This window comes from Rhodococcus sp. P4_F5 (genome assembly GCF_056401315.1).
This window is the reverse complement of the sequence record NZ_JBFUJP010000016.1, coordinates 1-25,085: the sequence shown is the minus strand read 5'-3', so window position 1 is coordinate 25,085 and position 25,085 is coordinate 1. Positions and strand designations below refer to the sequence as shown.

The 25,085-nt window shown below is 70.1% G+C and carries 24 protein-coding genes; 8 read left to right on the top strand and 16 right to left on the bottom strand.

Annotated elements, in window-relative coordinates; all coding sequences use genetic code 11:
- The first annotated feature begins 72 nt into the window (after positions 1-72).
- From casG to AC1DU4_RS09450, 4 genes are read left to right on the top strand one after another with little or no spacing between them, the layout of a single operon-like run.
- Positions 73-1,734 carry a steroid-24-oyl-CoA synthetase gene (gene casG / locus AC1DU4_RS09465; protein WP_477839218.1) on the top strand — a complete coding sequence of 554 codons (1,662 nt, stop codon included), beginning with the start codon at positions 73-75 and terminating at the stop codon, positions 1,732-1,734.
- 7 nt (positions 1,735-1,741) lie between these two features.
- A complete protein-coding gene (locus AC1DU4_RS09460; protein WP_083577076.1) occupies positions 1,742-2,236 on the top strand; it encodes a nuclear transport factor 2 family protein in 495 nt (164 codons plus the stop codon).
- Between the two features lie 10 nt (positions 2,237-2,246).
- On the top strand, positions 2,247-3,152 hold the full coding sequence (locus AC1DU4_RS09455; protein ID WP_477839216.1) for a TIGR03619 family F420-dependent LLM class oxidoreductase: 906 nt from the start codon (positions 2,247-2,249) through the stop codon (positions 3,150-3,152).
- Positions 3,153-3,179: 27 nt separating this feature from the next.
- Complete coding sequence (locus AC1DU4_RS09450) at positions 3,180-3,782, top strand: nuclear transport factor 2 family protein (RefSeq protein WP_477839215.1); 603 nt, start codon at positions 3,180-3,182, stop codon at positions 3,780-3,782.
- Positions 3,783-3,845: 63 nt separating this feature from the next.
- On the opposite strand, the gene AC1DU4_RS09445 is transcribed toward AC1DU4_RS09450, so the two are convergent.
- Entirely contained in the window at positions 3,846-4,298 is a 453-nt protein-coding gene (locus AC1DU4_RS09445) for a hypothetical protein (protein ID WP_477839213.1), read from the bottom strand.
- 171 nt (positions 4,299-4,469) lie between these two features.
- The gene (locus AC1DU4_RS09440) at positions 4,470-4,604 is read right to left on the bottom strand and encodes a hypothetical protein (protein WP_477839210.1); all 135 of its coding nucleotides are present in this window, start codon (positions 4,602-4,604) and stop codon (positions 4,470-4,472) included.
- 165 nt (positions 4,605-4,769) lie between these two features.
- Here AC1DU4_RS09440 and AC1DU4_RS09435 point away from each other — a divergent pair, with 165 nt between their 5' ends.
- Positions 4,770-7,598 (top strand): FAD-binding and (Fe-S)-binding domain-containing protein, encoded by a 2,829-nt coding sequence (locus AC1DU4_RS09435; RefSeq protein ID WP_477839208.1) that lies wholly within the window; start codon positions 4,770-4,772, stop codon positions 7,596-7,598.
- Positions 7,599-7,711: 113 nt separating this feature from the next.
- Positions 7,712-8,089, top strand: a complete 378-nt coding sequence (locus AC1DU4_RS09430) for an SHOCT domain-containing protein (protein WP_477839206.1) — start codon at positions 7,712-7,714, stop codon at positions 8,087-8,089.
- A 176-nt stretch (positions 8,090-8,265) separates the two neighbouring features.
- Here the strand turns inward: AC1DU4_RS09430 and AC1DU4_RS09425 are convergent, their stop codons facing one another.
- From AC1DU4_RS09425 to AC1DU4_RS09390, 8 genes are all read right to left on the bottom strand, one after another.
- Positions 8,266-8,667, bottom strand: a complete 402-nt coding sequence (locus AC1DU4_RS09425; protein ID WP_477839204.1) for a DUF1801 domain-containing protein — start codon at positions 8,665-8,667, stop codon at positions 8,266-8,268.
- 104 nt (positions 8,668-8,771) lie between these two features.
- A complete protein-coding gene (locus tag AC1DU4_RS09420) occupies positions 8,772-9,560 on the bottom strand; it encodes an SDR family NAD(P)-dependent oxidoreductase (protein WP_477839202.1) in 789 nt (262 codons plus the stop codon).
- Between the two features lie 108 nt (positions 9,561-9,668).
- Positions 9,669-10,319, bottom strand: a complete 651-nt coding sequence (locus AC1DU4_RS09415; protein WP_477839200.1) for a PaaI family thioesterase — start codon at positions 10,317-10,319, stop codon at positions 9,669-9,671.
- Positions 10,316-11,188 (bottom strand): MaoC/PaaZ C-terminal domain-containing protein, encoded by an 873-nt coding sequence (locus AC1DU4_RS09410; RefSeq protein ID WP_477839198.1) that lies wholly within the window; start codon positions 11,186-11,188, stop codon positions 10,316-10,318. The genes AC1DU4_RS09415 and AC1DU4_RS09410 overlap by 4 nt, the downstream gene beginning before the upstream one ends.
- A gap of 2 nt (positions 11,189-11,190) precedes the next feature.
- Positions 11,191-12,405 carry a lipid-transfer protein gene (locus tag AC1DU4_RS09405; protein ID WP_477839196.1) on the bottom strand — a complete coding sequence of 405 codons (1,215 nt, stop codon included), beginning with the start codon at positions 12,403-12,405 and terminating at the stop codon, positions 11,191-11,193.
- A gap of 20 nt (positions 12,406-12,425) precedes the next feature.
- The gene (locus tag AC1DU4_RS09400) at positions 12,426-14,621 is read right to left on the bottom strand and encodes an acyl-CoA dehydrogenase (protein WP_477839194.1); all 2,196 of its coding nucleotides are present in this window, start codon (positions 14,619-14,621) and stop codon (positions 12,426-12,428) included.
- 82 nt (positions 14,622-14,703) lie between these two features.
- Positions 14,704-15,867, bottom strand: a complete 1,164-nt coding sequence (locus tag AC1DU4_RS09395; RefSeq protein ID WP_477839192.1) for a steroid 3-ketoacyl-CoA thiolase — start codon at positions 15,865-15,867, stop codon at positions 14,704-14,706.
- Between the two features lie 216 nt (positions 15,868-16,083).
- Positions 16,084-16,707, bottom strand: coding sequence for a TetR/AcrR family transcriptional regulator (locus AC1DU4_RS09390; RefSeq protein ID WP_477839190.1), 624 nt, complete (start codon positions 16,705-16,707; stop codon positions 16,084-16,086).
- A gap of 181 nt (positions 16,708-16,888) precedes the next feature.
- Here AC1DU4_RS09390 and AC1DU4_RS09385 point away from each other — a divergent pair, with 181 nt between their 5' ends.
- On the top strand, positions 16,889-18,421 hold the full coding sequence (locus tag AC1DU4_RS09385; RefSeq protein WP_477839188.1) for an FAD-dependent oxidoreductase: 1,533 nt from the start codon (positions 16,889-16,891) through the stop codon (positions 18,419-18,421).
- Positions 18,422-18,489: 68 nt separating this feature from the next.
- Here AC1DU4_RS09385 and AC1DU4_RS09380 read toward each other — a convergent pair whose 3' ends face one another.
- From AC1DU4_RS09380 to AC1DU4_RS09355, 6 genes are all read right to left on the bottom strand, one after another.
- Entirely contained in the window at positions 18,490-19,131 is a 642-nt protein-coding gene (locus tag AC1DU4_RS09380) for a CoA transferase subunit B (RefSeq protein WP_477839186.1), read from the bottom strand.
- Positions 19,128-19,874, bottom strand: coding sequence for a CoA transferase subunit A (locus AC1DU4_RS09375; protein ID WP_072843473.1), 747 nt, complete (start codon positions 19,872-19,874; stop codon positions 19,128-19,130). Before AC1DU4_RS09375 ends, AC1DU4_RS09380 begins: the two co-directional genes overlap by 4 nt.
- Positions 19,871-21,058 carry a fumarylacetoacetase gene (fahA, locus tag AC1DU4_RS09370; protein WP_477839184.1) on the bottom strand — a complete coding sequence of 396 codons (1,188 nt, stop codon included), beginning with the start codon at positions 21,056-21,058 and terminating at the stop codon, positions 19,871-19,873. The genes AC1DU4_RS09375 and fahA overlap by 4 nt, the downstream gene beginning before the upstream one ends.
- Entirely contained in the window at positions 21,055-21,933 is an 879-nt protein-coding gene (locus tag AC1DU4_RS09365; protein ID WP_477839182.1) for a hypothetical protein, read from the bottom strand. Before AC1DU4_RS09365 ends, fahA begins: the two co-directional genes overlap by 4 nt.
- Positions 21,930-23,129, bottom strand: a complete 1,200-nt coding sequence (locus tag AC1DU4_RS09360; protein ID WP_477839180.1) for a homogentisate 1,2-dioxygenase — start codon at positions 23,127-23,129, stop codon at positions 21,930-21,932. Before AC1DU4_RS09360 ends, AC1DU4_RS09365 begins: the two co-directional genes overlap by 4 nt.
- 224 nt (positions 23,130-23,353) lie before the next feature.
- Entirely contained in the window at positions 23,354-23,926 is a 573-nt protein-coding gene (locus tag AC1DU4_RS09355; RefSeq protein WP_477839178.1) for a MarR family winged helix-turn-helix transcriptional regulator, read from the bottom strand.
- Positions 23,927-24,236: 310 nt separating this feature from the next.
- On the opposite strand from AC1DU4_RS09355, the gene AC1DU4_RS09350 reads away from it, so the two are divergent.
- Positions 24,237-24,920 carry an IclR family transcriptional regulator gene (locus tag AC1DU4_RS09350; RefSeq protein WP_477839176.1) on the top strand — a complete coding sequence of 228 codons (684 nt, stop codon included), beginning with the start codon at positions 24,237-24,239 and terminating at the stop codon, positions 24,918-24,920.
- The last annotated feature ends 165 nt before the right edge of the window (positions 24,921-25,085 follow it).

Here is a 25,085-nt window from a genome sequence, read left to right as displayed (position 1 = left end):
AGCCTTCCGCACGGGTGGGTACCCGTGACATGTTCTGTGCAGTTCGCGCGCTCGAGAAAGGCACTTCCACCTATGACCACTGCCGCTGACCAGCAGGCCTTCGTGGCCTCCGTCATGACCCGACTGACCGGACCGGACGCCCCGTTCGAGCTCGTCGAGGAAGACGTGCTCGGCGCCCGGATGCCCGTCATGCGTCACCGCGGCCGGGCGGTCCACGAGCTGCTCAGCGCCTCCGTCGCGTACGGCAACCGCGACTACCTGGTCACCGCGGACCGCCGGATGTCCTTCGCCGAGCACGCCGACGCGGTCGCTGCATTCGCCGCGGTGCTGCGCGAGGACTACGGCGTCGGCGCCGGTGACCGGGTCGCGATCCTCGCCGCCAACACCATCGAGTGGGTCGTCGCGTTCTGGGCAACCCAGGCGCTCGGCGCCGTCACGGTCGGCCTCAACGCCTGGTGGGTGCCGCGCGAGATCGAGTACGGCCTCCAGCTCAGCACCCCGAACGTGGTCATCGCCGACGCCAAGCGTGCCGCGCTGCTGGCCGACGCTGACACCGACGTCCCGGTTGTCACCATGGAAGAGGACATGCCGCGGCTGATCGCGTCCCGCGCGGGCAGCGAGCTGACGGTCACCGAGGTCGGCGAGGACGACCCGTCGGTCATCCTGTTCACCAGCGGAACCAGCGGAAAGCCCAAGGGCGCCTTGCACTCCCAGCGCAACCTGCTGGCGGTGTCCGACTACCACCGTTACAGCGACGCACTCGCACTCGCCTTCACCGGCCGGGACTACGACCTGGCCGTGCCGAGCGATCTGCGCTACCTGCTGACCTCCCCCCTCTTCCACATCGCCAGCCTCCACAACCTCGTGGTGCCGCGGCTGGCGACGGGCAGCGCCGTGGTCCTCTACCAGGGCGCCTTCGACGTGGACCGGGTCCTCGGCCTCGTCGAGCGGGAGCGGGTCACCAACTGGGGCGCGGTGCCGACGATGGCGTCGCGGCTGATCGAGCACGGCAATGTCCGCAAGTACGACACCTCGTCGCTGACCGCGTTCTCCCTGGCCTCGGCCCCGTCCTCGGTGGCGTTCAAGGAGCGACTGCGCGAGGAGGTGCCGTTCGCGCACGACGCCCTGGTCGACAGCTACGGCCTGACCGAGTGTGGCACCGCCATCGCCGTCGCCCTCCCGGCCGACATCGACTCGTTCCCGGGCACCCTCGGCCGGCCCGTCTTCGGTGTCGCGCTGGAGATCCGGGACCCGCTGGGAGAGAAGGTCGCCGACGGCGTCGAGGGCGAGGTGTGCGTGCGGAGCCCGTACGTCATGCTCGGCTACTGGCAGAACCCGGAGGCGACGGCCTCGTCCATCGACAAGGGCCGCTGGCTGCACACCGGCGACTTCGGCAAGGTGGTGGACGGCCGGCTGAGCCTCACCGGACGGCGCTCCGACCTGATCCTGCGCGGCGGCGAGAACATCTACCCCACCGAGATCGAGCAGTGCCTCGACGAGCATCCCGACGTGGTCGAGTGCGCGGTCGTCGGCGAGGCGCACCCCGACCTCGGCCAGGAGGTTGCCGCGATCGTGGTGGTCGCCAACGGCGGCACGGTGAACGAGGACGAGCTGCGGCAGTTCGCGGCCGAGCGGCTGTCCTACTTCAAGGTGCCGTCCCGGTGGCGCCTGACCACCGAGCCGTTGCCGCGCAACGCGACCGGCAAGATGGCCCGCGGCAAGATCGCGCTGTAGGGCCACGGTGGACATCCGGCACACGATCGAGCGGCTGGCCGCGACCGAGGCGATCCGCGACCTGATCTTCCAGTACTCGCACCTGGTCGACCTCGGCGCGCTGGCCGAGGTGTCGGAGCTGTTCGCCGACGCCGTCTACGGCCAGTGCGACGGCGCGGGCGTCCCGGTCGGCACACCCATCGACCGGGACGCTCGCGCCGTGCGCGCGGCCAACGAGGCGTTCATCAAGATGCACGGCGACCCGGCCTCGCCGCGCACCAAGCATGTCACCACCAACGTGCGGATCACCGTGGCGGACAGCAACACCGAGGCCTCCTCGCTGGCCTATGTCACGGTGCTGCAGGCGGCCGGGAACCTCTCGCTGCAGCCGATCCTCACCGGCCGCTACTTCGACAGGTTCGCGCTCGTCGACGGGCGGTGGCGATTCACCCAGCGGCTGTGCTGCATCGACCACACCGGTGACCTCACCGAGCACGCCCGACGACCGCTGCACCGGGACTGAGGGACCGGGCATGCAGGTAGGGCTCAACGTCCTGGAGGCCGAGAAGCTCTTCGGCGGCGCGATCCGGCCGGTGATCGAGCTGGCCGCGCTGGCCGACCGCACCGGAGTCGACCTGATCTCCACCGGGGATCATCTCGGCTTCAATGCGACTGCGCACGCCGAACGCGTTTCCGCACACGGATTTCCGTTCGCCCTCGACCAGCCCTGGTACGAGCCGGTCTCGCTGCTCTCGGCCGTCGCTGCCGTCACCGAGCGTGCCCGGCTGGGGGTTTCCGTACTGATCGCCACGGTACGACCTCCGGCGCTGCTGGCCAAGCAGCTCGCCACCCTGGACGCGCTGTCCGGCGGCCGGGTGTCGATCGGCCTGGGCGTCGGCTGGCAGGAGGCGGAGTACAACGCCGTGGGCATGCCCTTCGACGCCCGCTTCGGCCGGATGGAGGACACGGTGCGCGCCTGCCGCGAACTGTGGACACGTGCACCCGCCACCTTCACCGGTCGCGAGTTCGCGTTCGAGGACTTCCACTCGCTGCCGTTCCCGGTCCAGGAGCGGGTGCCGGTGCTGTTCGGGTTCGGCCCCAGCAAGCGGAACTTCGACCGGATCGCCCGGGTGGCCGACGGGTGGACCGTCAACCCCACCGACATGGCCTCGTTCCCGCAGGACGTTGCGCTGCTGCGCGAGTGCTTCGCCGAGCACGCACGCGACCCACTCTCGCCGCGGATCCAGGTCTCGGTGACCCCCGAACGCACGGTGGGCGGCGAGGTGGACCTGGACGCGACCGGCGAGAAGGCACTGCGCTGGCATGACGCCGGCGCCACCGTGGTCGTGTTCCGGCCCGCGGCGTTCCAGACCGCGGCAGAGGATCTTCCCGAACTCCTCGACTGGATGGTAGGCCTGAAGTCGCAGGCGACCGCGTAGGCGTCGGCCGAACGAGAGGCAGAATCCATGACCCTGGCAGACAACGGTTTCGACGCGCGAGCGCTCGGCGAACTGCTGGACAAGCAGGCCATCTACGAGGTGGTGATGCGGTACTGCCGTGGCATCGACCGCCTCGACTACGACCTGGTGCGCGGCGCGTACCACCCGGACGGCATCGACCACCACACCGGATTCGACGGCAGTGTCGAGGAGTTCATCGAGTGGGTGCACCCCAAGCTGTCCGTCATCGGTGGCACCATGCACCACATCGGCAACCACCTGGTGGAGCTCCACGGCGACTGGGCGATCAGCGAGTCCTACTCCACCGCAACGCATTGGGGTGGCCCCGAGGGTGCCGGCATGGTCAACTTCACCAGTGGTTGCCGCTACGTGGACCTGATGGAACGCCGCGACGGCCGGTGGGCCATCGCCGAGCGCTGGGCAGTCCGCGAGTGGACCCGCTCCGACGCCGGTCGGCTCACCGAACCAGAGAGCGCCGGCCCCCGAGGGCGACGGGACGGCACCGATCCGCTCGATGCGCTGCGCGCCCGTGAGGCAGATAGGACCGGCGCCGTCCCGCGGCAAACCCGTCAGTGTCGGCAGTCAGGGTCGACGGGCGTTGGTGAATGACCCACCTGCCGTGTCGTGTCGACCTCGCCAAGCACCCACGGCGACTGCTGCATATCCCTGCCGTCAGCTGCCGAGGGACTGCCCGACGCTGCCGTTACCGAAATCCAACGTCACGCTGCCGAAGCTGACAACTCCGGTCCGGCCCTCGTCCAGCGTCACCGACTGACCGCCGACGGGGGTGAATGTCGTCGCTCCGCCGTCGTCGAGGCAGACGGCCCTGACGGTGTACTTCCCGTTCGGCAACTTCTCCGAGACGTAGGACCCCTGACCTCCGGTCAGATACGCCACGTTGCCTGCGACCTGGTTGCCCCTGGCATCCACCACCTCGGCCCAGCAGCCGACCAGCGTCGGCGAGCCGACCCCGGTGAACGCGACTGTGATCGTGTTGTCGTGGGTCGTCACGGCGGCGGTACCGGTGACGGTGGCGGAGCCGAGGGCAGGGTTCACGACCAATGCGAGCGCGGCGAAGCCGCCAACGGCACCGATGCGGGCGACGTTCATACGGGAGGTTCTCACAGCATGTCCATTTCTCGAGGATTGTCCGTTTCGAGCCGACTGTCGGGCTCTTCAGTCGTGCACGTACGCACAGACCGCAGACATCATGCATCGTTCACGTCGCTCGAACCGGGCTTCTCGAAATCTTGCCGACGCCACCCTCGCCGCCACCGTCGCCGCCGACCTGGTAGGTCACCGTCCGTTCTGGATCAACTTCTCGGACAACAACACCGAGGCACGCTGTGCGATCTGCATGACGGTGGCGCGCCAAGGGGCGATCAGCTCGACGATGTCGAAGGTAGCCAAACCGGACCTGACGATATTCATCTWATCATTGTGTCTAACACTACAAGTCGATGCGCGTCAGTCATCCGCGTGGCCCGTGTCCGGTTTGCCTGCGCCATCGCGGCGCCCGCCCGGCGGCACCCTCGTGCCGCAGGCCGTCCTCCCACCGGCGCCCTCGGGCCGCGCGATGGCCGTAGTATCGGCACTGTGTCGCACTCCGGCGGTACCCCCGAACTGACCTCGGCGGTGGCAACTCTGCGCACGCGCATCGCGGGCGAGGTGGACGACGCCACCCGGCGCCGCGCGGAGTACTCCTCCGACGCCTCGAACTACCGGGTGGTCCCGGCCGCGGTGGTGTTCCCGCGCTCCGCGGAGGACGTCGCCGCCACCCTCGACCTCGGCCGCGAACACGGCCTCCCGATCACCGCGCGAGGAGCGGGAACCTCGGTGGCGGGCAACGCCATCGGCCCCGGACTGGTGCTCGACTTCAGCCGCCACCTGGGCCGGATCCTCGAACTCGACCCCGGGTCCCGGACCGCGGTGGTCCAGCCCGGCATGGTGCTCGGCGCACTGCAGCGGGCGGCCGCGCCGCACCGACTCCGGTTCGGTCCGGACCCGTCCACCCAGGACCGGTGCACCCTCGGCGGCATGATCGGCAACAACGCCTGCGGGCCCCGCGCGGTGGCGTGGGGTCGCACCTCCGACAACGTGCGCAGCCTGCGGATCCTGGACGGCACCGGCAAGCCGCGCACCCTGGGCGACGACCTCGGCGCCGTGCCCGGGCTGGACCGGCTGGTCACGGCCAACCTGGCCGTGCTCCGGACCGAACTGGGCCGCTTCGACCGGCAGGTCTCCGGCTTCTCGCTCGAACACCTGCTGCCCGAGCGCGGCCACCGACTGGCCCGGGCGTTCGTCGGCACCGAGGGCACCTGCGGGCTGATCCTCGACGCCACCGTGGACCTGGTCCCGGTACCGGCCGCGACGGCGCTGGCCGTCCTCGGCTACCCCGACATGCCCTCCGCTGCGGACGACGTGCCCGCTCTGCTCACCGCGCAGCCCCTGGCCGTCGAGGGCATCGACGCCCGCCTGGTCGACGTGGTGCGCCGGCACCACGGCACCGTGCCCGACCTGCCGCGCGGCGCCGGCTGGCTGTTCGTCGAGATGGCCGGCGACACGGCCGCGGAGGCCCTGGACCGGGCGGCCGCCGTCTGCCGGGCGGCCGGCGCGGTGGACACCCGGGTGCTGGCGACGGGCGCGGAGTCGGCGGCACTGTGGCGGATCCGAGCGGACGGCGTCGGGCTGTCCGGACGCACCCGGGACGGGCACCCCGCGTGGCCCGGCTGGGAGGATGCCGCGGTCCCGCAGGACCGGCTCGGCCGTTACCTGCGCGAGTTCGAGGACCTGACCCGCGAGCACGGCGTGGACGGGTTGCTCTACGGCCACTTCGGCGACGGCTGCGTGCACGTGCGGCTGGACCTGCCCATCGCGGACGCGCCGGCGCGGTTTCGTGCTTTCCTCGTGGACGCCGCCACTCTCGTTGCCTCGCACGGCGGTTCGATGTCCGGCGAGCACGGCGACGGTCGCGCACGCTCGGAGCTGCTGCCGTTGATGTACTCCCCCGCCGCGTTGTCGGCGTTCGCCGGGTTCAAGGACCTGTTCGACCCCGACGGCCTGCTCAACCCCGGCGTGGTGGTCCGACCCGACGCCGTGGATGCGCACCTGCGGCTGGCCGGCGTGCGGAGCGTGCCGACGGCCGGTGGCCTCGCCCTCCGCGAGGAGGGTGGCGACCTGACGACCGCCGTGCACCGTTGCGTGGGCATCGGGAAGTGCCGCGCCGACAACTCCGCCGCGGGCGGGTTCATGTGCCCGTCGTTCCTGGCCACCCGGGACGAGAAGGACAGCACCCGCGGCCGGGCCCGGGTGCTGCAGGAGGTGCTCAACGGGACGCTGGTGACCGCCGGATTCGACGCCCCTGAACTCGCCGAGTCGCTGGACCTGTGCCTGTCCTGCAAGGCCTGTGCCTCGGACTGCCCCGCCGGGGTGGACATGGCGGCCTACAAGTCGGAGTCGCTGTACCGAAAGTACAAGGGCCGCAGGCGCCCGGCCGCGCACTACACCCTGGGCCGGCTCCCGCTGTGGACCCGCCTCGGCGCCCGGGCGCCCGCACTCGCCAACACGGCCACGGGACTCGCGCCGGTACGCCGCGTCGCTCTCCGGTTGGCCGGCATCGACCCGCGCCGCGACGTTCCGGCGTTGGCGCCGCAGTCATTCCGGAAGTGGTGGGGGCGCAGGGGCGATTCGCCGGGCCGCGGCACCGAGGTGCTGCTGTGGATCGACACCTTCACCGACGCCTTCTCGCCGGCCGTCGCGAGGGCAGCGGTCGCCCTGCTCGAGGATGCCGGGTACCGGGTGCTGGTCACCGAGCGTGCGGCATGCTGCGGGCTCACCTGGATAAGTACCGGCCAGTTGGACGGGGCGAGAAGACAACTCACCGCCACACTCGACCAGCTGCAGCCACACGTGCGGGCCGGTCGTCCGATCGTGGGACTCGAGCCGTCGTGCACCGCGGTGCTGCGCTCCGACCTGCTCGAACTGCTGCCCGACGACCCGCGCTCACGCCTGGTCGCCACATCGACTCACACCCTGGCCGAGTTCCTCACCGCCACAGTCGGACCCGATGGCGAGCCGTGGTCGCCGCCGCGACTGGACGGCGCGCGCGTAGTGGTGCAACCGCACTGTCACCAACACGCGGTGATGGGTTTCGAGGCGGACCGGCGACTGTTGGAACGGTCCGGTGCGAGCATCACCGAACTGGCCGGATGCTGTGGCCTGGCCGGGAACTTCGGCATGGAACGTGGGCACTACGACGTCTCGGTCGCGGTCGCGGAGAATGCTCTGCTCCCGGCGCTGCGCGAGTCGGGTCCCGACGTGGTGTTGCTGGCGGACGGTTTCTCGTGTCGAACCCAGGCAGACCAGTTGGCGGGCCGCCGCGGCGTCCACCTTGCGGAGCTGCTGACGAACAGGCGCAACGGCTGATCTCACCCCTGCAGGACGGCTGAGGTGGGCGCCCGCCGAAGAGTCTGCTACGAATTAGCTGCGGTCACCGTCCCGAATCCGGGACACGCACCTGAAGGGGGAATCTCACTGTGATGGATTCGATCTGGGATCTGCTCTGGTACACGCTCTTGGTTTTCGCGTTTGTCGCTTACCTGCTGGTCCTGTTCCAGGTCCTCACCGACCTGTTCCGCGATCGAAAGATGTCGGGCGTTGCCCGCGTCCTGTGGATCATCTTCCTGATCCTCCTGCCGTACCTGGCTGCCTTCGTCTACCTGCTCACCCGCGGCAAGGGCATCGCGGAGCGGAACCGCGAGGCAAACGTCGAGGCCAAGCAGGCCGCCGACAGCTACATCCGCGAGGTCGCCGGCCAGTCCGGGGCGGCCCAGATCGCCGAGGCAAAGACACTGCTCGACGCGGGCACCATCACGCAGGCCGAGTTCGAGCAGCTCAAGGCCAAGGCCCTGGTCTGACGCTCGGCTGCGGCTGATCGTCACCCGTCCGATGTCGGTGGGCGCCATGTCACCTGCGCCCACCGACCGGCCGAAACGGCGCTCCCATCGGAGACCGCCACATCAGCGGCACTGGCGTCAGGTCACGAGCGAGTGCCTGTCCGACGCCCAGTGACCGCCGAATGGCGCGAATCGCATCACTTCCCGCGGCGCGTGCCTGCCGACGACGTGTTCAGTGCCACGGCGGCATGAACGAGTGCCTTCAATGCCTCTTCGTCGACAACATCGCCCTCATGGAAGTCGATGGCACGCCTGGTGTTGCCTTCGAGGCTGGAATTGAAGAGGGAGGCCGGGTCGGCCAACGACGCGCCCTTGGCAAAGGTCACCTTCACCGCGCTCTTGTACGTCTCACCGGTGCAGATCATGCCGGCGTGCGACCACACCGGGACCCCTCGCCACTTCCACTCCTCCACCACGTCGGGGTCGGCCTGGTGGATGAGACGCCGGATCCGGTCGAGTGTCTCGCCCCGCCAGTCGTCCAACTCCTGGATTCTCGCGTCGATCAGCTGAGAGGGAGTACCTCCGCCTTCTCCGTCCATCGAGCAGCTCCTCACCGGTCGTCCTCGTCACGATTGTCGTCCGTMGATTCGAGTATCCGCGCCGACCGCCGTGACCGCATCGCGAATCGGGTCGGGATGACGATTCAGTCCACCTGCGGCGCCCACTGCACACCGTTGATGTGTCCGCCGCCGTCGACGAACATCGTGTTCCCGGTGACGTACCGCGACTCGTCACTCGCCAGGAACGCCACCACCGGACCGATGTCGTCGAGCGGGTCGCCGATGCGTCCCATCGGGTTGGCCGAGGCCATCGACGCGGCCATCTGAGGATTGGCATCGGCCACCCGCTGGTAGGCCGCACTCTGCGCGCCGGGGCAGATCACGTTGCAGCACACCTGCTTCGGTGCCCACTCCCGGGCAGCTGTGCGGGTGAGGGTGCGCAGAGCCTCCTTGGCCGCGTTGTAGGACACGGAGTACATGTGCGCATTGACGCCGTTGAGACTGCACATGTTGACCACGCGCCCGGTGCCGTGCTTCGCGAGTTCCGGAAATGCACGCTGCATCGACCAGAACGCGGCCATCACGGCCATGTCGAAACCGGCCCGCATACTCTCCGCGTCGGTCCTCTCCAGGCGGTCGTACCCGAGTGTGCGCCAAGCGTTGTTGACCAGGATGTCGAGCCGGCCGAACTCCTCGACCGCCGCGTCGACCATCGCGTGCACCTGGTCCTGCTCCGTGACGTCGGTGCTCACGAACCTCGCCCGCACGCCCCACTCGTCGCGCAGCCACTTTGCGGTGTCGGCGCCCGCGCGGTCGTCGATCTCCGCGACCAGCACGTCCGCGCCCTCGCGGGCCAGCGCACCCGCGACGCCGCGGCCGATGCCCATGCCCGCACCGGTGACGATGGCGACCCGTCCGGCCAACTTGCCCATGCTCGCACTCCTCTGCAACAGAAACTTCGGCTCGCTCCGGTCGACCGAATGTCGCATTCGTTCATCTGAACTGAACGAATGCGACATTCGGTCGGGTGTGGGGGTGGGTCAGCGGGGGCGCGGCACCGCCGCGTCGATGAACAGACCCTCGACCGAGACGCACACGTCGCCGGCCTCCGTCTTGATGTCGCCGACGGTGTGGATCTTGCGACCCTCCACCGATATCTGCTTGCCGGTGATCGTCAGCGGCTCGAACAGCGGGGTCGGGCGGTGGTACCGCACGTTCAGCTGCGCGGTCATGCCTGCCTTGCCGCCCCACGCGTTCGCGACGCCGAGCACGTGGTCGAGGATCAGCGCCGAGACGCCGCCGTGCACGCACCCGGGAGGTCCCTGGTACGGCAGGGTCAGCGTGACGACGCCCTGCACCGAGCCGTCATCGAGTCCCGCCAGTACCAGCGGCGGCGCGATCGCGTTCTCCGGTCCGGTCACCGGGTCGTGGCGCGTGACGCCCTCGCCACCCCACATGTCGATGAGCCGTTCCGCCACCTCGGGAGCGTGCTCCTCGAGATGGTCGGCGATGCTGTTGAGCTCCTCCGCGACCCGGTCCAGGTTGGCATTGCCCCGGTCGGTGCGCAGCATCGCGTCGATCACGCGGCGGGCCGCGGCGGTCGCCCGGTCCACCGGCGCGTCCTGCGGCGCCGACGTCAGCACCGTCCCGTGTGCGTGGGTCTGGGCGGTGGGGTGCTCTCCGACGTTCAAGACCGAACCTCCATGGTTGCGTGGGTCAGCACGGTCGAGCCGTCCCGTTCCGGACAGGTCGCGAGCAGGGTCAGGCTGTCCCCGTCCCGCCAGACGGAGGTCTCGATCGTCTCGCCCGGGTACACCGACCCCGCGAAGCGCACCGACAGGCTGCGCACCCGCGACGGGTCGCCGTCGAGCAGCCCGTCCACGACCGCCTTGCAGACGATGCCGAACGACGCGAGCCCGTGCAGGATCGGCTGCTCGAAGCCGGCCATCTTCGCGAACGCGGGGTCCGCGTGCAGCGGGTTCATGTCGCCGCTGAGCCGGTACACCAGCGCCTGCTGCGGGCTGGTCGCCGACACCAGCACCGCGTCGGGCGCACGCTCGGGTACGGCCGCGGAGGCCTCGGGTCCGGCGTCGCCGCCGAAACCGCCCTCGCCGCGGGCCCAGATCTGCATCTCGGTGGTCCACAACGGGTTTCCGTCGAGGTCGGCGGCGGCCTGTTCGAGCACGATCATCGCGGCCTTGCCCTTGTCCCACACGTTCGCCACCCGGGACGAGACCCGGGCCGCGCCGTTCGCGGGGATCGGGGCGTGCACGGTCAGCGACTGCCCGGCGTGCAGGATCTTGCGCAGGTCGATGTCGATGCCCGGCATGTTCATCCCGGCAGGCTTCAGGTTGCCGGCCGAGACGCCCTGGCCGGCGACCATGGCGAACGTCGGCAGCACCCGCAGGCCCTTCTCGTAGACCCAGCCGAGCTCGGCCGGATCCAGCGAGTTCACACCGGCACCCAGGCCCAGGTGGTAGAGCAGCACGTCGCGCTCGGTCCAGTTGGCCTCGCGGACAGTGGGTTCGGCGGCCAGTGCGGCCGCCACATCGATCGGCATGCTTACTGAGACTCCTTCGAGATGGTGCCGGCCCGGTACAGCGTGACCACGCACGCGCCACCGAGGCCGAGGTTGTGTTGCAGGCCCACGCGGGCGCCGTCGACCTGGCGGGCGTYGGCCTGGCCGCGCAGCTGCCAGGTCAGCTCGGCGCACTGCGCCAGGCCGGTGGCGCCGAGCGGATGCCCCTTCGAGATCAGCCCGCCGGACGGGTTGACGACCCACTGGCCGCCGTAGGTGGTGGCGCCGGACTCGACGAGCTTGCCGCCCTCGCCCGCGCCGCACAGGCCGAGGCCCTCGTACGTGATGATCTCGTTGATCGCGAAGCAGTCGTGCAGTTCGATGACGTCGACGTCCTCGATGGTGAGGCCGGACTCGGCGAACACCTGCTCGGCCGCGGCCCGCGTCATCGGGGCCCCGACCACGTCGATCATCGACTGCTCCGCGAACGCCTCCGCGGTGTCGGTGGTGAGCGCCTGGGCGACGATCTCGATCGCCTGGTCCTCGAGGCCGTGCTCGCGCACGAAGCGTTCGCTGACCACGATCGCGGCGCCCGCACCGTCCGAGGTGGGCGAGCACTGCGAGCGGGTGAGCGGGGCGTGGATCATCTTGTCGTCCAACACCTGCGCCAGCGTGTACTCGTCACGGAACTGCGCGTACGGGTTGTTCACCGAGTGCTTGTGGTTCTTCACCGCGACGGACGCGATCTGCTCGACGGTGGTGCCGTAGCGCTCCATGTGCTCGAGCGCCGCGTTGCCGAACAGCTGCGCCGTCATCGGGCCGCGACCCCACTCGTGCTTGGCGGTCATGACCTCGAGGTGGTCGTCGAGCGTGGAGACCTTGGGCACCTCGCCGGTGCCGGTGAGGGCCGTCTTGGTCATCTTCTCGAAGCCCACCGCGAGCGCGACGTCGACGATGCCGCCCTGCACCCACTCGCGGGCCATCATCAGCGCCGACGAGCCGGTGGCGCAGTTGTTGTTGACGTTGACGATCGGGATGCCGGTCAGGCCCGTCTCGTACAGCGCCCGCTGGCCGGCGGCCGACGGCTGGAAGACGTAGCCGACCGCGGCGCGCTGCACCTGGTCGTACGAGACGCCGGCGTCGGCGAGCGCGGCACCCACGGCCTCGGACACCATGTCCGGGTACTGCCAGTCACGAGACTCGATCTTCTCGAACTTGGTCATGCCGACGCCGACGACGAAGGTTCGGTTGGTCTGCATTTGATCCGACACAGTAGAACTCACTTTCCGGGCTCGGGGTCACGCGGGAGCCCGAGGATCCGCTCGCCGATGATGTTCAGCTGAACATTGGTGGTACCACCTGCGATGGACATGCACTGGGAATTGAGGAACATCTGGGTCGCCGACATCCGGTGCTGGTCGCCGAGCAGCGAGGACGGCCCCGCCCACTCCATCGCGACGTCCCACACCTGCTGCAGGTGCTCGACGCCGATCAGCTTGGCCACCGAGGACTCCGCGCCCGGCTGGGCGCCGGTGAGCGAACGCAGGGTGGTGCGCAGGCCCAGCAGTCCGCCGGACTGCGCGTCGCACAGCACCTTTCCGAGGACGGTGAGCTGCTCGTCGTCGATGCCGCCGGGCAGCGTGTCGACGAGGTCGAGCAGCGCCTCGCCGCCGGAGCCGAGGGACGAGTCGTTCGAGAGCGAGACCCGCTCGTTGGCCAGGGTGGTGCGGGCCAGCTTCCAGCCGTCGCCCGGCCCGCCGACCAGCAACTCGTCCGGGACGAAGACGTCGTCGAAGAACACCTCGTTGAACAGTGCCTCTCCGGTGATCTCGCGCAGCGGCCGGATGTCGAGGCCCTCGGTGTTCCGCATGTCGATCAGGAAGTACGACAGGCCCTTGTGCTTGGGCACGTCGGCATCGGTGCGCGCGAGGCAGATGCCCCAGTGCGCGTCGCGGGCCATCGACGTCCAGACCTTCTGGCCCTGCAGCTTCCAGCCGCCGTCGACCTTGGTGGCCTTGGTGCTCAGGCCGGCGAGGTCGGAGCCGGCGCCCGGCTCGGAGAACAGCTGGCACCAGACGATGTCGCCGCGCAGCGACGGCGGCACGAAGCGCGCCAACTGCTCGGCGTTGCCGTGCGCGATCAGGGTCGGAACGACCCAGTTGCCGATGATCATGTCGTGCGGTTCGAGCTCCGCCGCGCGCAGTTCCTCGGCGATCACCAGCTGGCCGACCGCGTCGGCACCCTTGCCCCAGGGCGCCGCGAAGTGCGGTGCGGTGTAGCCCTTCTCGGCCAGGTACGCGGTGCGCTCGGCACCGGAGAGCTGGACCGCGGCGGCCAGCTCGGCGCGCACGTCGGTGCGCACCTGCTCGGCCTCCGGCGGCAGTTCGACGCTGAGCACGCGACGGGTCCCGTCGACTGTCAGCTGGGCGACGCGGCGACGCCAGCTCGCGGTGGAGCCGAGCAGGATGCGCAGCGACTGGGCGCGGCGCAGGTAGAGGTGCGCGTCGTGCTCCCAGGTGTAGCCGATTCCGCCGAGCACCTGGATGCAGTCCCGGGTGACCGAGAAGCCGGCCTCGACCGCGGTGGCGCCGGCCACGGCCGCCGCGAGGGAGGCCTCGACCGCGGTGACACCGTTGCCGGGGGTCATCGCCCGCGCCGCGTCCCACGCGCAGACCCGGGCCTGCTCGGCCAGGGTGAGCATCCGCGCGGCCTTGTGCTTGACGCCCTGGAACTGCCCGATCGGCCGCCCGAACTGCTGACGCACCTTCGCGTACTCCGCGGCGGTGGCGACCGCCCAGTCAGCGAGGCCGGACGCCTCGGCGGCGAACAGCGTCGCGGCCAGGTCCGGCACCCGCTGCGGGTCCACCGCGAGCAGTTCGTCGGCAGCGAGCTCGAGGCCGTCGACGGTGAACTCCGCGTTGCGACGGACCACGTCGTAGCTGTGCAGGTCGGTGAGCTCGAGGCGGTCCCTGCGCAGCAGCACCCACGCGGTGGCGTCGCCGTCGCGGGCCGCGACGAGGAGGAGGTCCCCGACTTGCCCACCGAGCACGTGGCTGGAGGTGCCCGTCAGCCGGACACTGCCGCCCTCGCGAACCAGGCGCAGCGTCCCCGGCTGCAGCGCGACCGCGCCCAGTGTGGAGCCGTCCGCCAGGCCGGCGAGCTCGCCGGTGCGGCCGGCGTCCGCGAGCACCGCGCTGACCAGCACGGTGGGCAGGAACGGGCCGGGGACCATCGAGCGTCCGAGTTCCTCGACCACCACGGCGAGCTCGACCAGCCCGTAGCCGGCGCCGCCGAACTCCTCCGGCAGGTGCAGTCCGAGCAGCCCCTGCTCCGCGAGCGCCGCCCAGTACCCGGGACGCTCCTCGCGCTTGGCCTCGACGGCGTCCCGGACGACGGCGGGCGTGGCGTGGCGCGCGGCCCAGCCCCGCACCGAGTCGCGGAGGTCGCGGTCTTCGTCACTCAGTCCAATGGTCATCGACAGTCCTCAGAAAGTAGAAGAAATTCTATAGGTCTCGGTGAGCATGGCCCACCCCTGAGGGGTCGGCCGGACTCTCCGGTCAGATGCGTTCGATGACGGTGGCGGTCGACAGGGCGCCGCCGGCGCACATCGTGATCAGCGCCGTGGAGGTGTCCGACCGCTCGAGCTCGTGCAGCGCGGAGGTGATCAGCCGGGCGCCGGTGGAGCCGACGGGGTGGCCGAGCGCGATGGCGCCGCCGTTGACGTTGACCTTGCTCATGTCGGCCTCGAGCACCTGGGCCCAGGACAGCACGACCGCCGCGAAGGCCTCGTTGATCTCGACGCGGTCGATGTCGCCGAGGGTCATGCCGGCCTTGGCCAGCACGTGCCGGGTGGCGTCGATCGGGCCGTCGAGGTGGTAGTACGGGTCGGATCCGACCATGCCCGAGCTGACGATCCGGGCGCGGGGACGCAGGCCCAGCTCCGCGGCCTTCTCCTCGCTCATCAGCAGCACCGCCGCCGCGCCGTCGCTGATCTGCGAGGAGTTGCCCGCGGTGTGGACGCCGCCCTCGACGACCGACTTGAGCGCGGCCAGCGCCTCGGCGGTGGTCTCGCGCAGGCCGCCGTCGCGGGTGACGGTGGCGATCTCGCCGGAAGGGGTGCCCTCCTTGTCGACGACGGGCGCCTGCACCGGCACGATCTCGCGGTCGAAACGCCCCTCCGCCCAGGCCTGGGCGGCCCGCCGCTGGGACTCGAGCCCGAGGGCGTCGACGTCGCCGCGCTTGATGCCGCGGTTGATCGCGATCCGCTCGACGGACGTGAACTGGTCACCCAGGTCGATGTTCCAGTCGGCCGGGTAGGGCAGCCCGGTGCCCGGCGCCAGTGCCTGCCCGAGGAACACCCGGCTCATCGACTCCACGCCGCAGCCGATGCCGGCGTCGACCTGGCCGGAGGCGATGAGGCCGGCGACCAGGTGCACGGCCTGCTGCGAGGAGCCGCACGCGCAGTCGATCGTGGTCGCTGCGGTGGTGTGCGGCAGTCCCGCGTGCAGCCAGGCGTTTCGCGCGACGTTGTTGGACTGCTCGCCGACCTGGGTGACGGCGCCGCCGATGATCTGGCCGATCTGCTCCGGGGCCACCCCGGCGCGCTCGAGGACGCCGCGCTGGGCGGCACCGAGCAGTTCGGTGGGGTGCAGGCCGGCCAGGGCGCCGCGGCGACGGCCGATCGGCGTCCGGGCGGCCTCGACGATGACGACATTGCTCATGACAGTTCCCCTTGCTCAGATGCCGACGCACGGCGCCGGGACCGGGGCTCGACCGCGGCGCAGTTCGAGCTCATTTCTGGAATGTATTCTATTTACAATTCGGTGGCAATGGCCGGTCCGCACGCCCGTCGTGGCGACGCCTCGAGCACCCCGGACACGACGCGACCCCGGTGCCGCGAGCGGCGACCGGGGTCGTGGACGGAAAGGTGCGGGCGGTCAGCGGCGCCCGGGCGAGCTGGACAGGTCCACCAGCAGCAGGTCGCAGGCCGTGCGCAGGTCCGACTCGGTGTCCGGGATCGACGCCCGACCGTTCAGCCCCGACTGGATCAGGCCGAACCACAGGGCGACCATCAACCGGATGACGGTGGTGTCCCGGACGGTCGGCTCCACGATCCCCGCGGACCGGAGCAGCATCGCCTCGAAGTGCCGGTCGATCTTCGCGACGTCCGGAATGGTCGCCGCGTTCGAGCTCGCCGTCGACTGGATCATCGCGGTAGCCAGCTTGGGGCGGCGCATCAGCGCACGGTTCGCCCGCAGCAGCAGGTCGTACACCCCGTCGGCCGGCGACGCGAAGGTCCGCGGTCGCCGCGCGAAGCCGTCCGCCATCTGGTCGATCTGGTCCACCATCACCGCGACGAACAGGTGCGTCTTCGACGGGAAGTACCGGTAGAGGGTGCCGATCGCGACCCCCGCCAGCTTCGCCACCTCGTGCATCTGGACCCGCTCGAGGTCCTTCTCCGCTGCAAGCTGCGCGGCCGCGTCCAGGATCCGGCCGTGCCGGGCCACCTGTTCCACCGAACTCGGTTCGGCCGCGTCCCGCGCTTCCGAAAGCCTCGGCATGATCCCCACCTTCTGTTCACACTTCACATACGCCGGTCAATCCTTACATCTGTAGAGCATGCACGACCCCGGGTTCCGCTCAGTGGGAATGCGGGTCCCACCGGGGACCCTCCTGCGATTGCCTTTTGCCGGTGAGTCGACACTGCCCAGTGCGTCGACCGGCACGATGGAGGGAAATCCAATGCAGGCTTGGACCGACGAGTTCGACGTGGTGGTGGTGGGGTCCGGCGGCGGCGCCCTGACCGGTGCATACGCTGCGGCGTCACAGGGGCTGCGCACCGTGGTGCTGGAGAAGACCGACCTGTTCGGCGGCACCTCCTCGTACTCCGGCGCCTCCATCTGGCTGCCGGGCACTCAGGTCCAGGAGCGCGCGTCCCTGCCCGACTCCACCGAGAACGCCCGCACCTACCTCCGTTCCCTGCTCGGCGACGCCGAGTCGGCGCGGCAGGACGCCTACGTCGACACCGCCCCCGCCGTCGTTGCGCTGCTCGAGCAGGACCCGAACATCGAGTTCGAGTTCCGGGCCTTTCCCGACTACTACAAGGCCGAGGGTCGGATGGACACCGGCCGCTCGATCAACCCGCTCGACCTCGACCCGGCCGCCATCGGCGACCTGGCCGACCAGGTGCGTCCCGAGCTGGACCAGGACCGCACCGGGCAGGGCCACGCACCCGGCCCGATGATCGGTGGACGGGCCCTGATCGGACGCCTGCTCGCCGCCGTGGTGGGCACCGGGAACGCCGTGCTGCGAACCGGTGTCCGGGTCACCGGCCTCGTCGTCGAGGACGGTCGCGTGGTCGGCGTCGAGGCGGAGAGCAAGGGCGAGAAGCTGCGCATCGGCGGCAGCCACGGCGTGCTGATGGCCGCCGGCGGCATCGAGGGCAACGCCGAGGTCCGCGAGCAGTCCGGCACCCCCGGCAAGGCGGCCTGGAGCATGGGTCCGTTCGGCGCCAACACCGGCGAGGCGATCGCGGCCGGCGTCGCGGCCGGCGGCGCCACCGCGCTGCTGGACCAGGCCTGGTTCTGCCCCGGCGTCGAGCAGCCGGACGGCTCGGCCGCGTTCCTGGTCGGCATCCGCGGCGGCATCGTGGTCGACGCGACCGGCGAGCGCTACCTGAACGAGTCGCTGCCCTACGACCAGTTCGGCCGGGCCATGCACGCACGCAACACAACCGGCGATGCCGTCCCGTCGTGGATGATCTTCGACTCGCGCGAGGGTGGCAGGCTGCCCGGCATCAGCATCCCGAACACCGCGCCCGCGAAGCACCTCGAGGCCGGCACCTGGGTGCAGGCGGACACCCTCGAGGAACTCGCCGCCAAGACGGGGCTGCCYGCGGACGCGCTGCGCGCCAGCGTCGAGCAGTTCAACGGCTTCGCCAAGACCGGCGTCGACGAGCAGTTCCACCGCGGCGAGGACCCGTACGACGCCTTCTTCTGCCCGCCCAACGGCGGCCCGAACGCGGCCCTGACGGCGATCGAGAACGGCCCGTTCTACGCGGCGCGGATCGTGCTCAGCGACCTCGGCACCAAGGGCGGCCTGGTCACCGACGTCGACGCCCGGGTGCTGCGCGCCGACGGCACCGTCGTCGAGGGCCTCTACGCGGCCGGCAACACCAGCGCCTCGCTCAGCGGCGCCTTCTACCCCGGCCCCGGCGTCCCGCTGGGCACCGCGATGGTGTTCTCCTACCGCGCGGCGCAGCACATGGCACGCTGACCACCTGAGCGGAACACGACGACGGCCCCGCCCGACCGAGAGGTCGGACGGGGCCGTGGCCTTCCGGTTCAGACTGTCAGTTCGACGACCAGCTCGGCGCCGGTCGATTCCTGCACCTGCTCGACCGTCACGCCGGGCGCGAGCTCACGCAGCACCAGTTTCTCGCCCTCGACGTCGATCACGGCCAGATTCGTGATGATCCGCTGCACCACGCCCCTACCGGTCAACGGCAACGTGCACTCGTCCACGATCTTGGCGCCGCCGTCCCGGTCGGTGTGTTCCATGACCACGATGACCCTCCGGGCGCCGTGCACCAGGTCCATCGCGCCGCCCATGCCCTTGACCATCTTGCCCGGCACCATCCAGTTGGCGAGGTCGCCGTTCCGCGAGACCTGCATGCCACCGAGAACCGCGGTGTCGATGTGCCCACCGCGAATCATGCCGAACGACAACGCCGAATCGAAGAACGCCGCGCCGGGATTCACCGTGACGGTCTCCTTGCCCGCGTTGATCAGGTCCGGGTCGACCTTGTCCTCCGCCGGGTACGGACCGGTGCCGAGGATGCCGTTCTCCGAGTGCAGAACCACCTTCACACCGTCGGGGAGGTAGTTGGGGATCAGGGTCGGCAGCCCGATCCCCAGGTTCACGTACTCGCCGTCAATCATCTCGACCGCGGCGCGCGCGGCCATCTGCTCCCGTGACCAGCTCATGCCGACACCGTCCGCTTCTCGATTCGCTTGTCCTGCAGACCCGTCTGCACCACTCGCTGGACGAACACCCCCGGCAGGTGCACCTGCGCGGGATCGAGTTCACCCGGCTCGACCAGCCTCTCGACCTGGGCGATGGTGACCCGGCCGGCCATCGCGGCCAGCGGGTTGAAGTTCATCGCGGTCTTGTTGAACACCAGGTTGCCCTCGGTGTCGCCGATCTCGGCGTGCACCAGCGCGTAGTCCGCGACGATCGACTCCTCGAGCACGAAGGTCTTGCCGCCGAACTCCCGCGTCTCCTTCGCCGGTGACGCGATCGCGACCGAACCGTCGGCGTGGTAACGCCACGGCAGCCCACCCTCGGACACCGGGGTGCCGACGCCGGCCGGGGTGAAGAACGCGGGGATCCCCGCGCCGCCGGCCCGCAGCCGCTCGGCAAGCGTGCCCTGCGGCGTCAACTCCACCTCCAGCTCACCGGAGAGGTACTGCCGGGCGAACTCCTTGTTCTCGCCGACGTACGACGCCGTCACCCGGCGGATCTGACGCGCGGACAGGAGAATTCCCAGACCGCAGTCGTCGACGCCACAGTTGTTGGAGAACACCTCGAGCCCGGACACACCGCGCTCGGCGAGCCCGTCGATCAGCGCGTTCGGGATTCCGCACAGGCCGAACCCGCCGACGGCCAGCGAGGCACCGTCCTGAACGTCCGCGACGGCCTCGGCCGCGCTCGCGTAGACCTTGCTCATCGGGCACCGTCCGTCACGGCCGGGAGGATTCGGGCTCGGACCTCGCCGAAACCGATGCGGGAGCCGTCGGCGCCGGGGGCGGTCGCGGAGATCGAGACCTCGTCCCCGTCCTCGAGGAAGGTGCGCTGCTCGTCACCGACGGCGACGGGTTCGGCCCCGCCCCAGGTCAGTTCGATGAACGCGCCTCGCTGATCCTTCTCCGGACCCGAGATGGTGCCGGACCCGAACAGGTCGCCCGTGCTGGCGGCGGCACCGTTAACGGTGGTGTGCGCCAGCATCTGCGCGGGCGACCAGTACATCTGGGCGTAGGGCGGACGGGACACGACGTCGCCGTTCCACTCGACCTCGAGATCGATGTCCAGGCCCCACTTCTCGTCGCCCTGCAGGTACGGCAGCGGCGTCGGATCCTGGACCGGGGTGTCGACGCGGGCGGCCTCGAGCGCCAGCAGCGGAACGACCCACGGGGAGATGGACGTCGCGAAGCTCTTGCCGAGGTTCGGGCCCAGCGGGACGTACTCCCACACCTGGATGTCGCGGGCCGTCCAGTCGTTGAGGATCACGGCGCCGAAGCAGTGCTCGGCGAACTGGTCCGGGGTGATCGAGGAACCCAGCGGCGAACCCACACCGACGATGAAGCCCATCTCGGCCTCGATGTCGAGGCGGATCGACGGACCGAACGACGGCGCGGCATCGGCGGGAGCCTTGCGCTGACCGCACGGCCGCACGATGTCGGTGCCGGAGACGATGACGGTGCTGGAGCGGCCGTGGTAGCCGACCGGCAGGTGCTTCCAGTTCGGCATCAGTGCAGCCGAATCCGGGCGGAACAGCTTGCCGAGATTGGTCGCGTGGTTCTCCGACGCGTAGAAGTCGACGTAGTCGGCGACCGCGATCGGCAGGTGCATCGCGACGTCACCGACGGAGAAGACCGCGTCGTCGGCGATCTCGCCGGCCACCAGTTCGGTGATCTGCGCGCGGACCGCGACCCAGCGCTCGCGGCCCTGGGCCATGAAGGCGTTGAGGGTCGGCTGCGCGAACACGTCGTCGCCGAGGGCCCTCGCGAGGTCGACGACGCTGTCGCCCACCCGGACACCCACCCGTGGGCCGGAATCCGCCGTCGAGAACACGCCGTACGGCAGGTTTGCGACGCCGAAGAGCGAATCGTCTGAGATCGAGATGACTGTCATGCGATGGATCCTTCGTCGAGGGTCGTGGAAACAGTGGCGGGCACCAACCCGAGGTCGACCAGTTCGGTCAGCGGGTCACCGATGCTGCAGGTGCCGAAGGACAGGAAGCACGCGCGCAGCGTGTCCACCGCCTCGGCGGGCAGGGCTGCCAGTTCGGCGGCCAGGCGAGCCCCGTCCCGGTCGGCGAGCGTCGCGGCGATCTCCTCAGCACCCGCACCGACGGCGGCCCGATGGGTGGCCAGCATGACGTTGAGGAAACCGTGCTGCTCGAATCCCGTGTCCGGGTCCGTGTTCCGGACTGCGTGGTGCAGTCCTGCGGTCGCCTTGAATCGCCCGCCCGATCCGGCGACGGCCGAGATCGCGGCGGCCAGTTCGGCCTCGTCCGGGTAGGCGGCAGCCACGACGCCGCCGGTGCGGAACTTCGCCGCGTATGGCGTGCCGGCCAGTCCGCCGAGAACGTCGGCGCGACGGGCGTCCCGCGGCACCTCGACAAAGATGTCCACACCCGGTGCCGCCGTGGCGATCTCGTCGAGCGCAGCGAACAGGTCCGACGTGGCCTGCCCCTCCGGCACGGCGATCTCCATGGCGACCAGCGTCGCGCCGTCGATGGCGCGCAGCTTCTCGAGCGCCGCCGGAACGGCGTCGGTGCCGCCGGGCACGGTCAGGCTCAGCTCGAACTCGCCGGCCTGCGCCGCGACGATCGCGGGCAGCTCATCCAGCCGCGGCGCCGGAAACACGAACGGCCCCACCAACGCAGCGTGGTCACTGCACAGGTGGGCGAGGTGCGCGGGCACCGCGGCGTCCATCGGCGCATTCCCGGGGGGAAACAGCGCCGCGTCGTCGCACAGGCCCTTCAGCAGAGGAGAAATGGTCACTTTCCGGGCCCCCGTCCTGACCAGGACCACGCGTAGGCGTCGTCCTCGCAGGCCAGCGCGCCCTCCCCCAGCTCGAGCGGACGGAAGGTGTCGACCATGACCGCAAGCTCGTCGAAGAACTCGACGCCGATGCTGCGCTCGTACGCGCCCGGCTGCGGGCCGTGCGCGTGACCGCCGGGGTGGATCGAGATCGAGCCCTGGCCGATGCCCGAGCCCTTGCGGGCCTCGTAGTCGCCGCCGACGTAGAACATGATCTCGTCGGAGTCCACGTTGGAGTGGTAGTACGGCACCGGGATCGACAGCGGGTGGTAGTCGACCTTGCGCGGCACGAAGTTGCAGATGACGAAGTTGTCGCCCTCGAACGCCTGATGCGCCGGCGGCGGCTGGTGCACGCGACCGGTGATGGGCTCGTAGTCGGAGATGTTGAACGTGTACGGGTACAGGCAGCCGTCCCAGCCGACGACGTCGAACGGGTGCGTCGGGTAGACCATCCGGGTGCCGACGATGCCCCGGGAGGTGCGGTGCTTGACCAGGACCTCCACGTCGGTGCCCTCGGCCAGCAGGGGCGCCGCGGGGCCGTGCAGGTCACGCTCGCAGAACGGGGCGTTCTCGAGCAGCTGACCGAACCGGGAGAGGTACCGCTTGGGCGGCACGATGTGACTGTTCGCCTCGATGGCGTAGGCACGCAACGCCTTCTCGCCCTTGGGGATCCACCGGTGGGTGGTGGCCCGCGGGATCAGGACGTAGTCGCCTTCGCGGGCTTCGAGCACGCCGAAGACGGTCTCGACGGTCGCCTCACCGGATTCGACGTAGACCATCTCGTCGCCGATCGAGTTGCGGTAGAGCGGCGACTCCTTCGCCGCGACCACGTACGACAGGCGCACGTCGGCGTTGCCGAGGATCAGCCGGCGACCGGTCACGACATCGGTCTCGGCCCAGGTCTCCTCCGGGAAGAGGTCGTGGAGCTTGAGGTGACGCGGCTTGAGCGGGTGGTTCGGGGTGGTGCTCTGGTCCCGCAGTTCCCACACCGTCGCGTCGACGATGGCCGACGGAATCTCGCGGTGGTAGAGCAGCGAGGAGTCCGAGGAGAAGCCCTCCTCTCCCATCAGCTCCTCGAAGTAGAGGGCTCCTGCGTCGTCCCGGTGCTGGGTGTGACGCTTCGGCGGAACATTGCCGAGCTGCCGATAGAACGCCATGGCCGGCCTCCTGTGTCGTCGTGCCCCGGTCGAACCGGGGTGGGTGGTCGTCACGTCGGCGGAGCCGCGACGCGAGCGGCGCCCGCCGGTCTCAGGGCGAGCGATGCTCGCAGATTCCCACCGAAGTTAGTAAACAGATTAACTAATTCGCGGGCATGGACGCAACCATCGGACCGATCCAATTTTCGGAAGACGACCGGACGCGGGCGCCGGGCCGGGAAGCGTCAGTTCCGTCCGCGGACGTCGAACTGGCTGCGGTTGGTGATCAACTTGTCCAGCAACATCACGAGAATGTGCTGCTCAGCCTCGGTGAGCACGCTCGCCCACGCGTACTCGCGCTCGTTGTGCTCCCGGTAGGTCTCGGCCATCTCCCGCCGGCCCTTGTCGGTGAGGGACAGCTGCACCGATCGACCGTCCCGCTCGTCCGGCGCCCGGTCCAGCAGACCGCTCGCGACCAGCGACTTCGTCAGGTTCGAGACGGCAGCGCGACTCATCCCGGTCAGGCCGGCCGCGGTCTTGGACTCGATCGGACCCGCCAGCCAGGTCACGAACAACAGCCGGAACGCGGACCACGACAACCCCCTGGGCCGGTGCACCGAGGACTCCAGGTCGTAGGTGACCACGTTCGCGGCACGATTGAGGGTGAGCAGGACCTGCGTCGCCAGCTGGTGACTGGACCCGTACTCGGTGCTCAGCCGCTGGTTGGCGAGGTCGATGAACGACCAGAAGTCGAGCGGGCCGGGCGCGGCCTCGGCCGGCTCCCGGGCCTCCGTCGCGCGGTCCTGGTCCCTCGTCATACCTTCGCCCCTGGTCATCCGTCCACCCTCTCGCGGCCACCCTATCGTGGCGCAGCCCCCGGCCCGCACGGCTCGTGCGGCGTCCGCAAGTGTGTGCCATCGCGAACATTTAGTATACCTCTGAACTATTTCCCGGGTCGGTAACCCGACCAGGCGCCGCGGCCGGGGACTTCCACGAGCCGCCCACCCGGAGGGCGCGGCACAGACTGTGCCGCAAGGGGTTATTCGCCCCGGCTACTGTCTGCACACAGGACTTCCCCTCGAGTTCCGTCTCGACAACGAGCGCGGACGAAACCCCGACAGGATGAACATGAGCACCCTGCAGACCCTCGATCGTGGGCTGCGCGCGCTCGACATCGTCGCCCAGGCGCCCGCCGGAATCTCGGTCGCGGACCTGGCGAAGGAGCTCGACGTGCATCGGGCGATCTGCTATCGGATCGTCGCCACCCTGGAGGCGCATGCACTCGTCACCCGCGCCGAAGACGGCCGCATTCGGCTCGGGGTGGGCGCCGCGGTGCTCGCCTCCCGCTTCGAGCCGCAGTTCGCCCGCGACGCCGCACCGCTGCTCCGCGCCCTCGCGAACGAGACGCGGGCGACCGCCTTCGTCTCCGTCGCAGAAGCCGCGGACTGCGTGGTCATCATGGTCGCCGAACCCGAGGGCACCCTGCTGAAGGTCGGCTACCGCGTCGGCAGCCGGCATCCCCTCGACCAGGGCGCCGCTGGAATCGCGATCCTTGCGATGCGGCCTGAACAGCCCCGCGACTCGGACGCCGTGCGGCAGGCGCGCGCCGACGGCTTCAGCCTCACCCGTGGCCAGCTCGAACACGGCGCCGTGGGTATCGCGGCCGGAATCGCGCTGCCCGCCAACCTCGCCGCCACCGCCGGGTTCGAACGCAGCGTGGGCGTCGTCGCGATCGACGGCCTCGACACCGACCAGGCCGCCGCGGCCGTGCAGCGGACCGCGCGGCGACTCGCGGTACTGGTGGCCGTCTGATCCCCACCGCCTGAACAGACACGACCGAAGGCCGGCGCCCCACTGGGGCGCCGGCCTTCTTCGTCTGCCACGCACGCCCTCGCCGTGCACGCAGGGAGTCGCGGACCAGCCCGTTCGGGCCGCTGAGCGGGGCCGTCTTGACCCCGAATGTGACCGCGCTTACTC

Bases quoted from the DNA above. Each gene is read 5' to 3' on its own strand.
- AC1DU4_RS09410 (WP_477839198.1), bottom strand. From the start codon at position 11,188: ATGCCGATCGATGTGGCGGCCGCACTGGCCGCCGAACCCACTGTCCGC.
- AC1DU4_RS09395 (WP_477839192.1), bottom strand. From the start codon at position 15,867: ATGAGCAATGTCGTCATCGTCGAGGCCGCCCGGACGCCGATCGGCCGT.
- AC1DU4_RS09430 (WP_477839206.1), top strand. From the start codon at position 7,712: ATGGATTCGATCTGGGATCTGCTCTGGTACACGCTCTTGGTTTTCGCG.
- AC1DU4_RS09400 (WP_477839194.1), bottom strand. From the start codon at position 14,621: ATGACCATTGGACTGAGTGACGAAGACCGCGACCTCCGCGACTCGGTG.
- AC1DU4_RS09375 (WP_072843473.1), bottom strand. From the start codon at position 19,874: ATGAGCAAGGTCTACGCGAGCGCGGCCGAGGCCGTCGCGGACGTTCAG.
- AC1DU4_RS09440 (WP_477839210.1), bottom strand. From the start codon at position 4,604: ATGAATATCGTCAGGTCCGGTTTGGCTACCTTCGACATCGTCGAGCTG.
- AC1DU4_RS09450 (WP_477839215.1), top strand. From the start codon at position 3,180: ATGACCCTGGCAGACAACGGTTTCGACGCGCGAGCGCTCGGCGAACTG.
- AC1DU4_RS09350 (WP_477839176.1), top strand. From the start codon at position 24,237: ATGAGCACCCTGCAGACCCTCGATCGTGGGCTGCGCGCGCTCGACATC.
- casG (WP_477839218.1), top strand. From the start codon at position 73: ATGACCACTGCCGCTGACCAGCAGGCCTTCGTGGCCTCCGTCATGACC.
- AC1DU4_RS09380 (WP_477839186.1), bottom strand. From the start codon at position 19,131: ATGAGCTGGTCACGGGAGCAGATGGCCGCGCGCGCCGCGGTCGAGATG.
- AC1DU4_RS09425 (WP_477839204.1), bottom strand. From the start codon at position 8,667: ATGGACGGAGAAGGCGGAGGTACTCCCTCTCAGCTGATCGACGCGAGA.
- AC1DU4_RS09355 (WP_477839178.1), bottom strand. From the start codon at position 23,926: ATGACGAGGGACCAGGACCGCGCGACGGAGGCCCGGGAGCCGGCCGAG.
- AC1DU4_RS09390 (WP_477839190.1), bottom strand. From the start codon at position 16,707: ATGCCGAGGCTTTCGGAAGCGCGGGACGCGGCCGAACCGAGTTCGGTG.
- AC1DU4_RS09455 (WP_477839216.1), top strand. From the start codon at position 2,247: ATGCAGGTAGGGCTCAACGTCCTGGAGGCCGAGAAGCTCTTCGGCGGC.
- AC1DU4_RS09420 (WP_477839202.1), bottom strand. From the start codon at position 9,560: ATGGGCAAGTTGGCCGGACGGGTCGCCATCGTCACCGGTGCGGGCATG.
- AC1DU4_RS09360 (WP_477839180.1), bottom strand. From the start codon at position 23,129: ATGGCGTTCTATCGGCAGCTCGGCAATGTTCCGCCGAAGCGTCACACC.
- fahA (WP_477839184.1), bottom strand. From the start codon at position 21,058: ATGACAGTCATCTCGATCTCAGACGATTCGCTCTTCGGCGTCGCAAAC.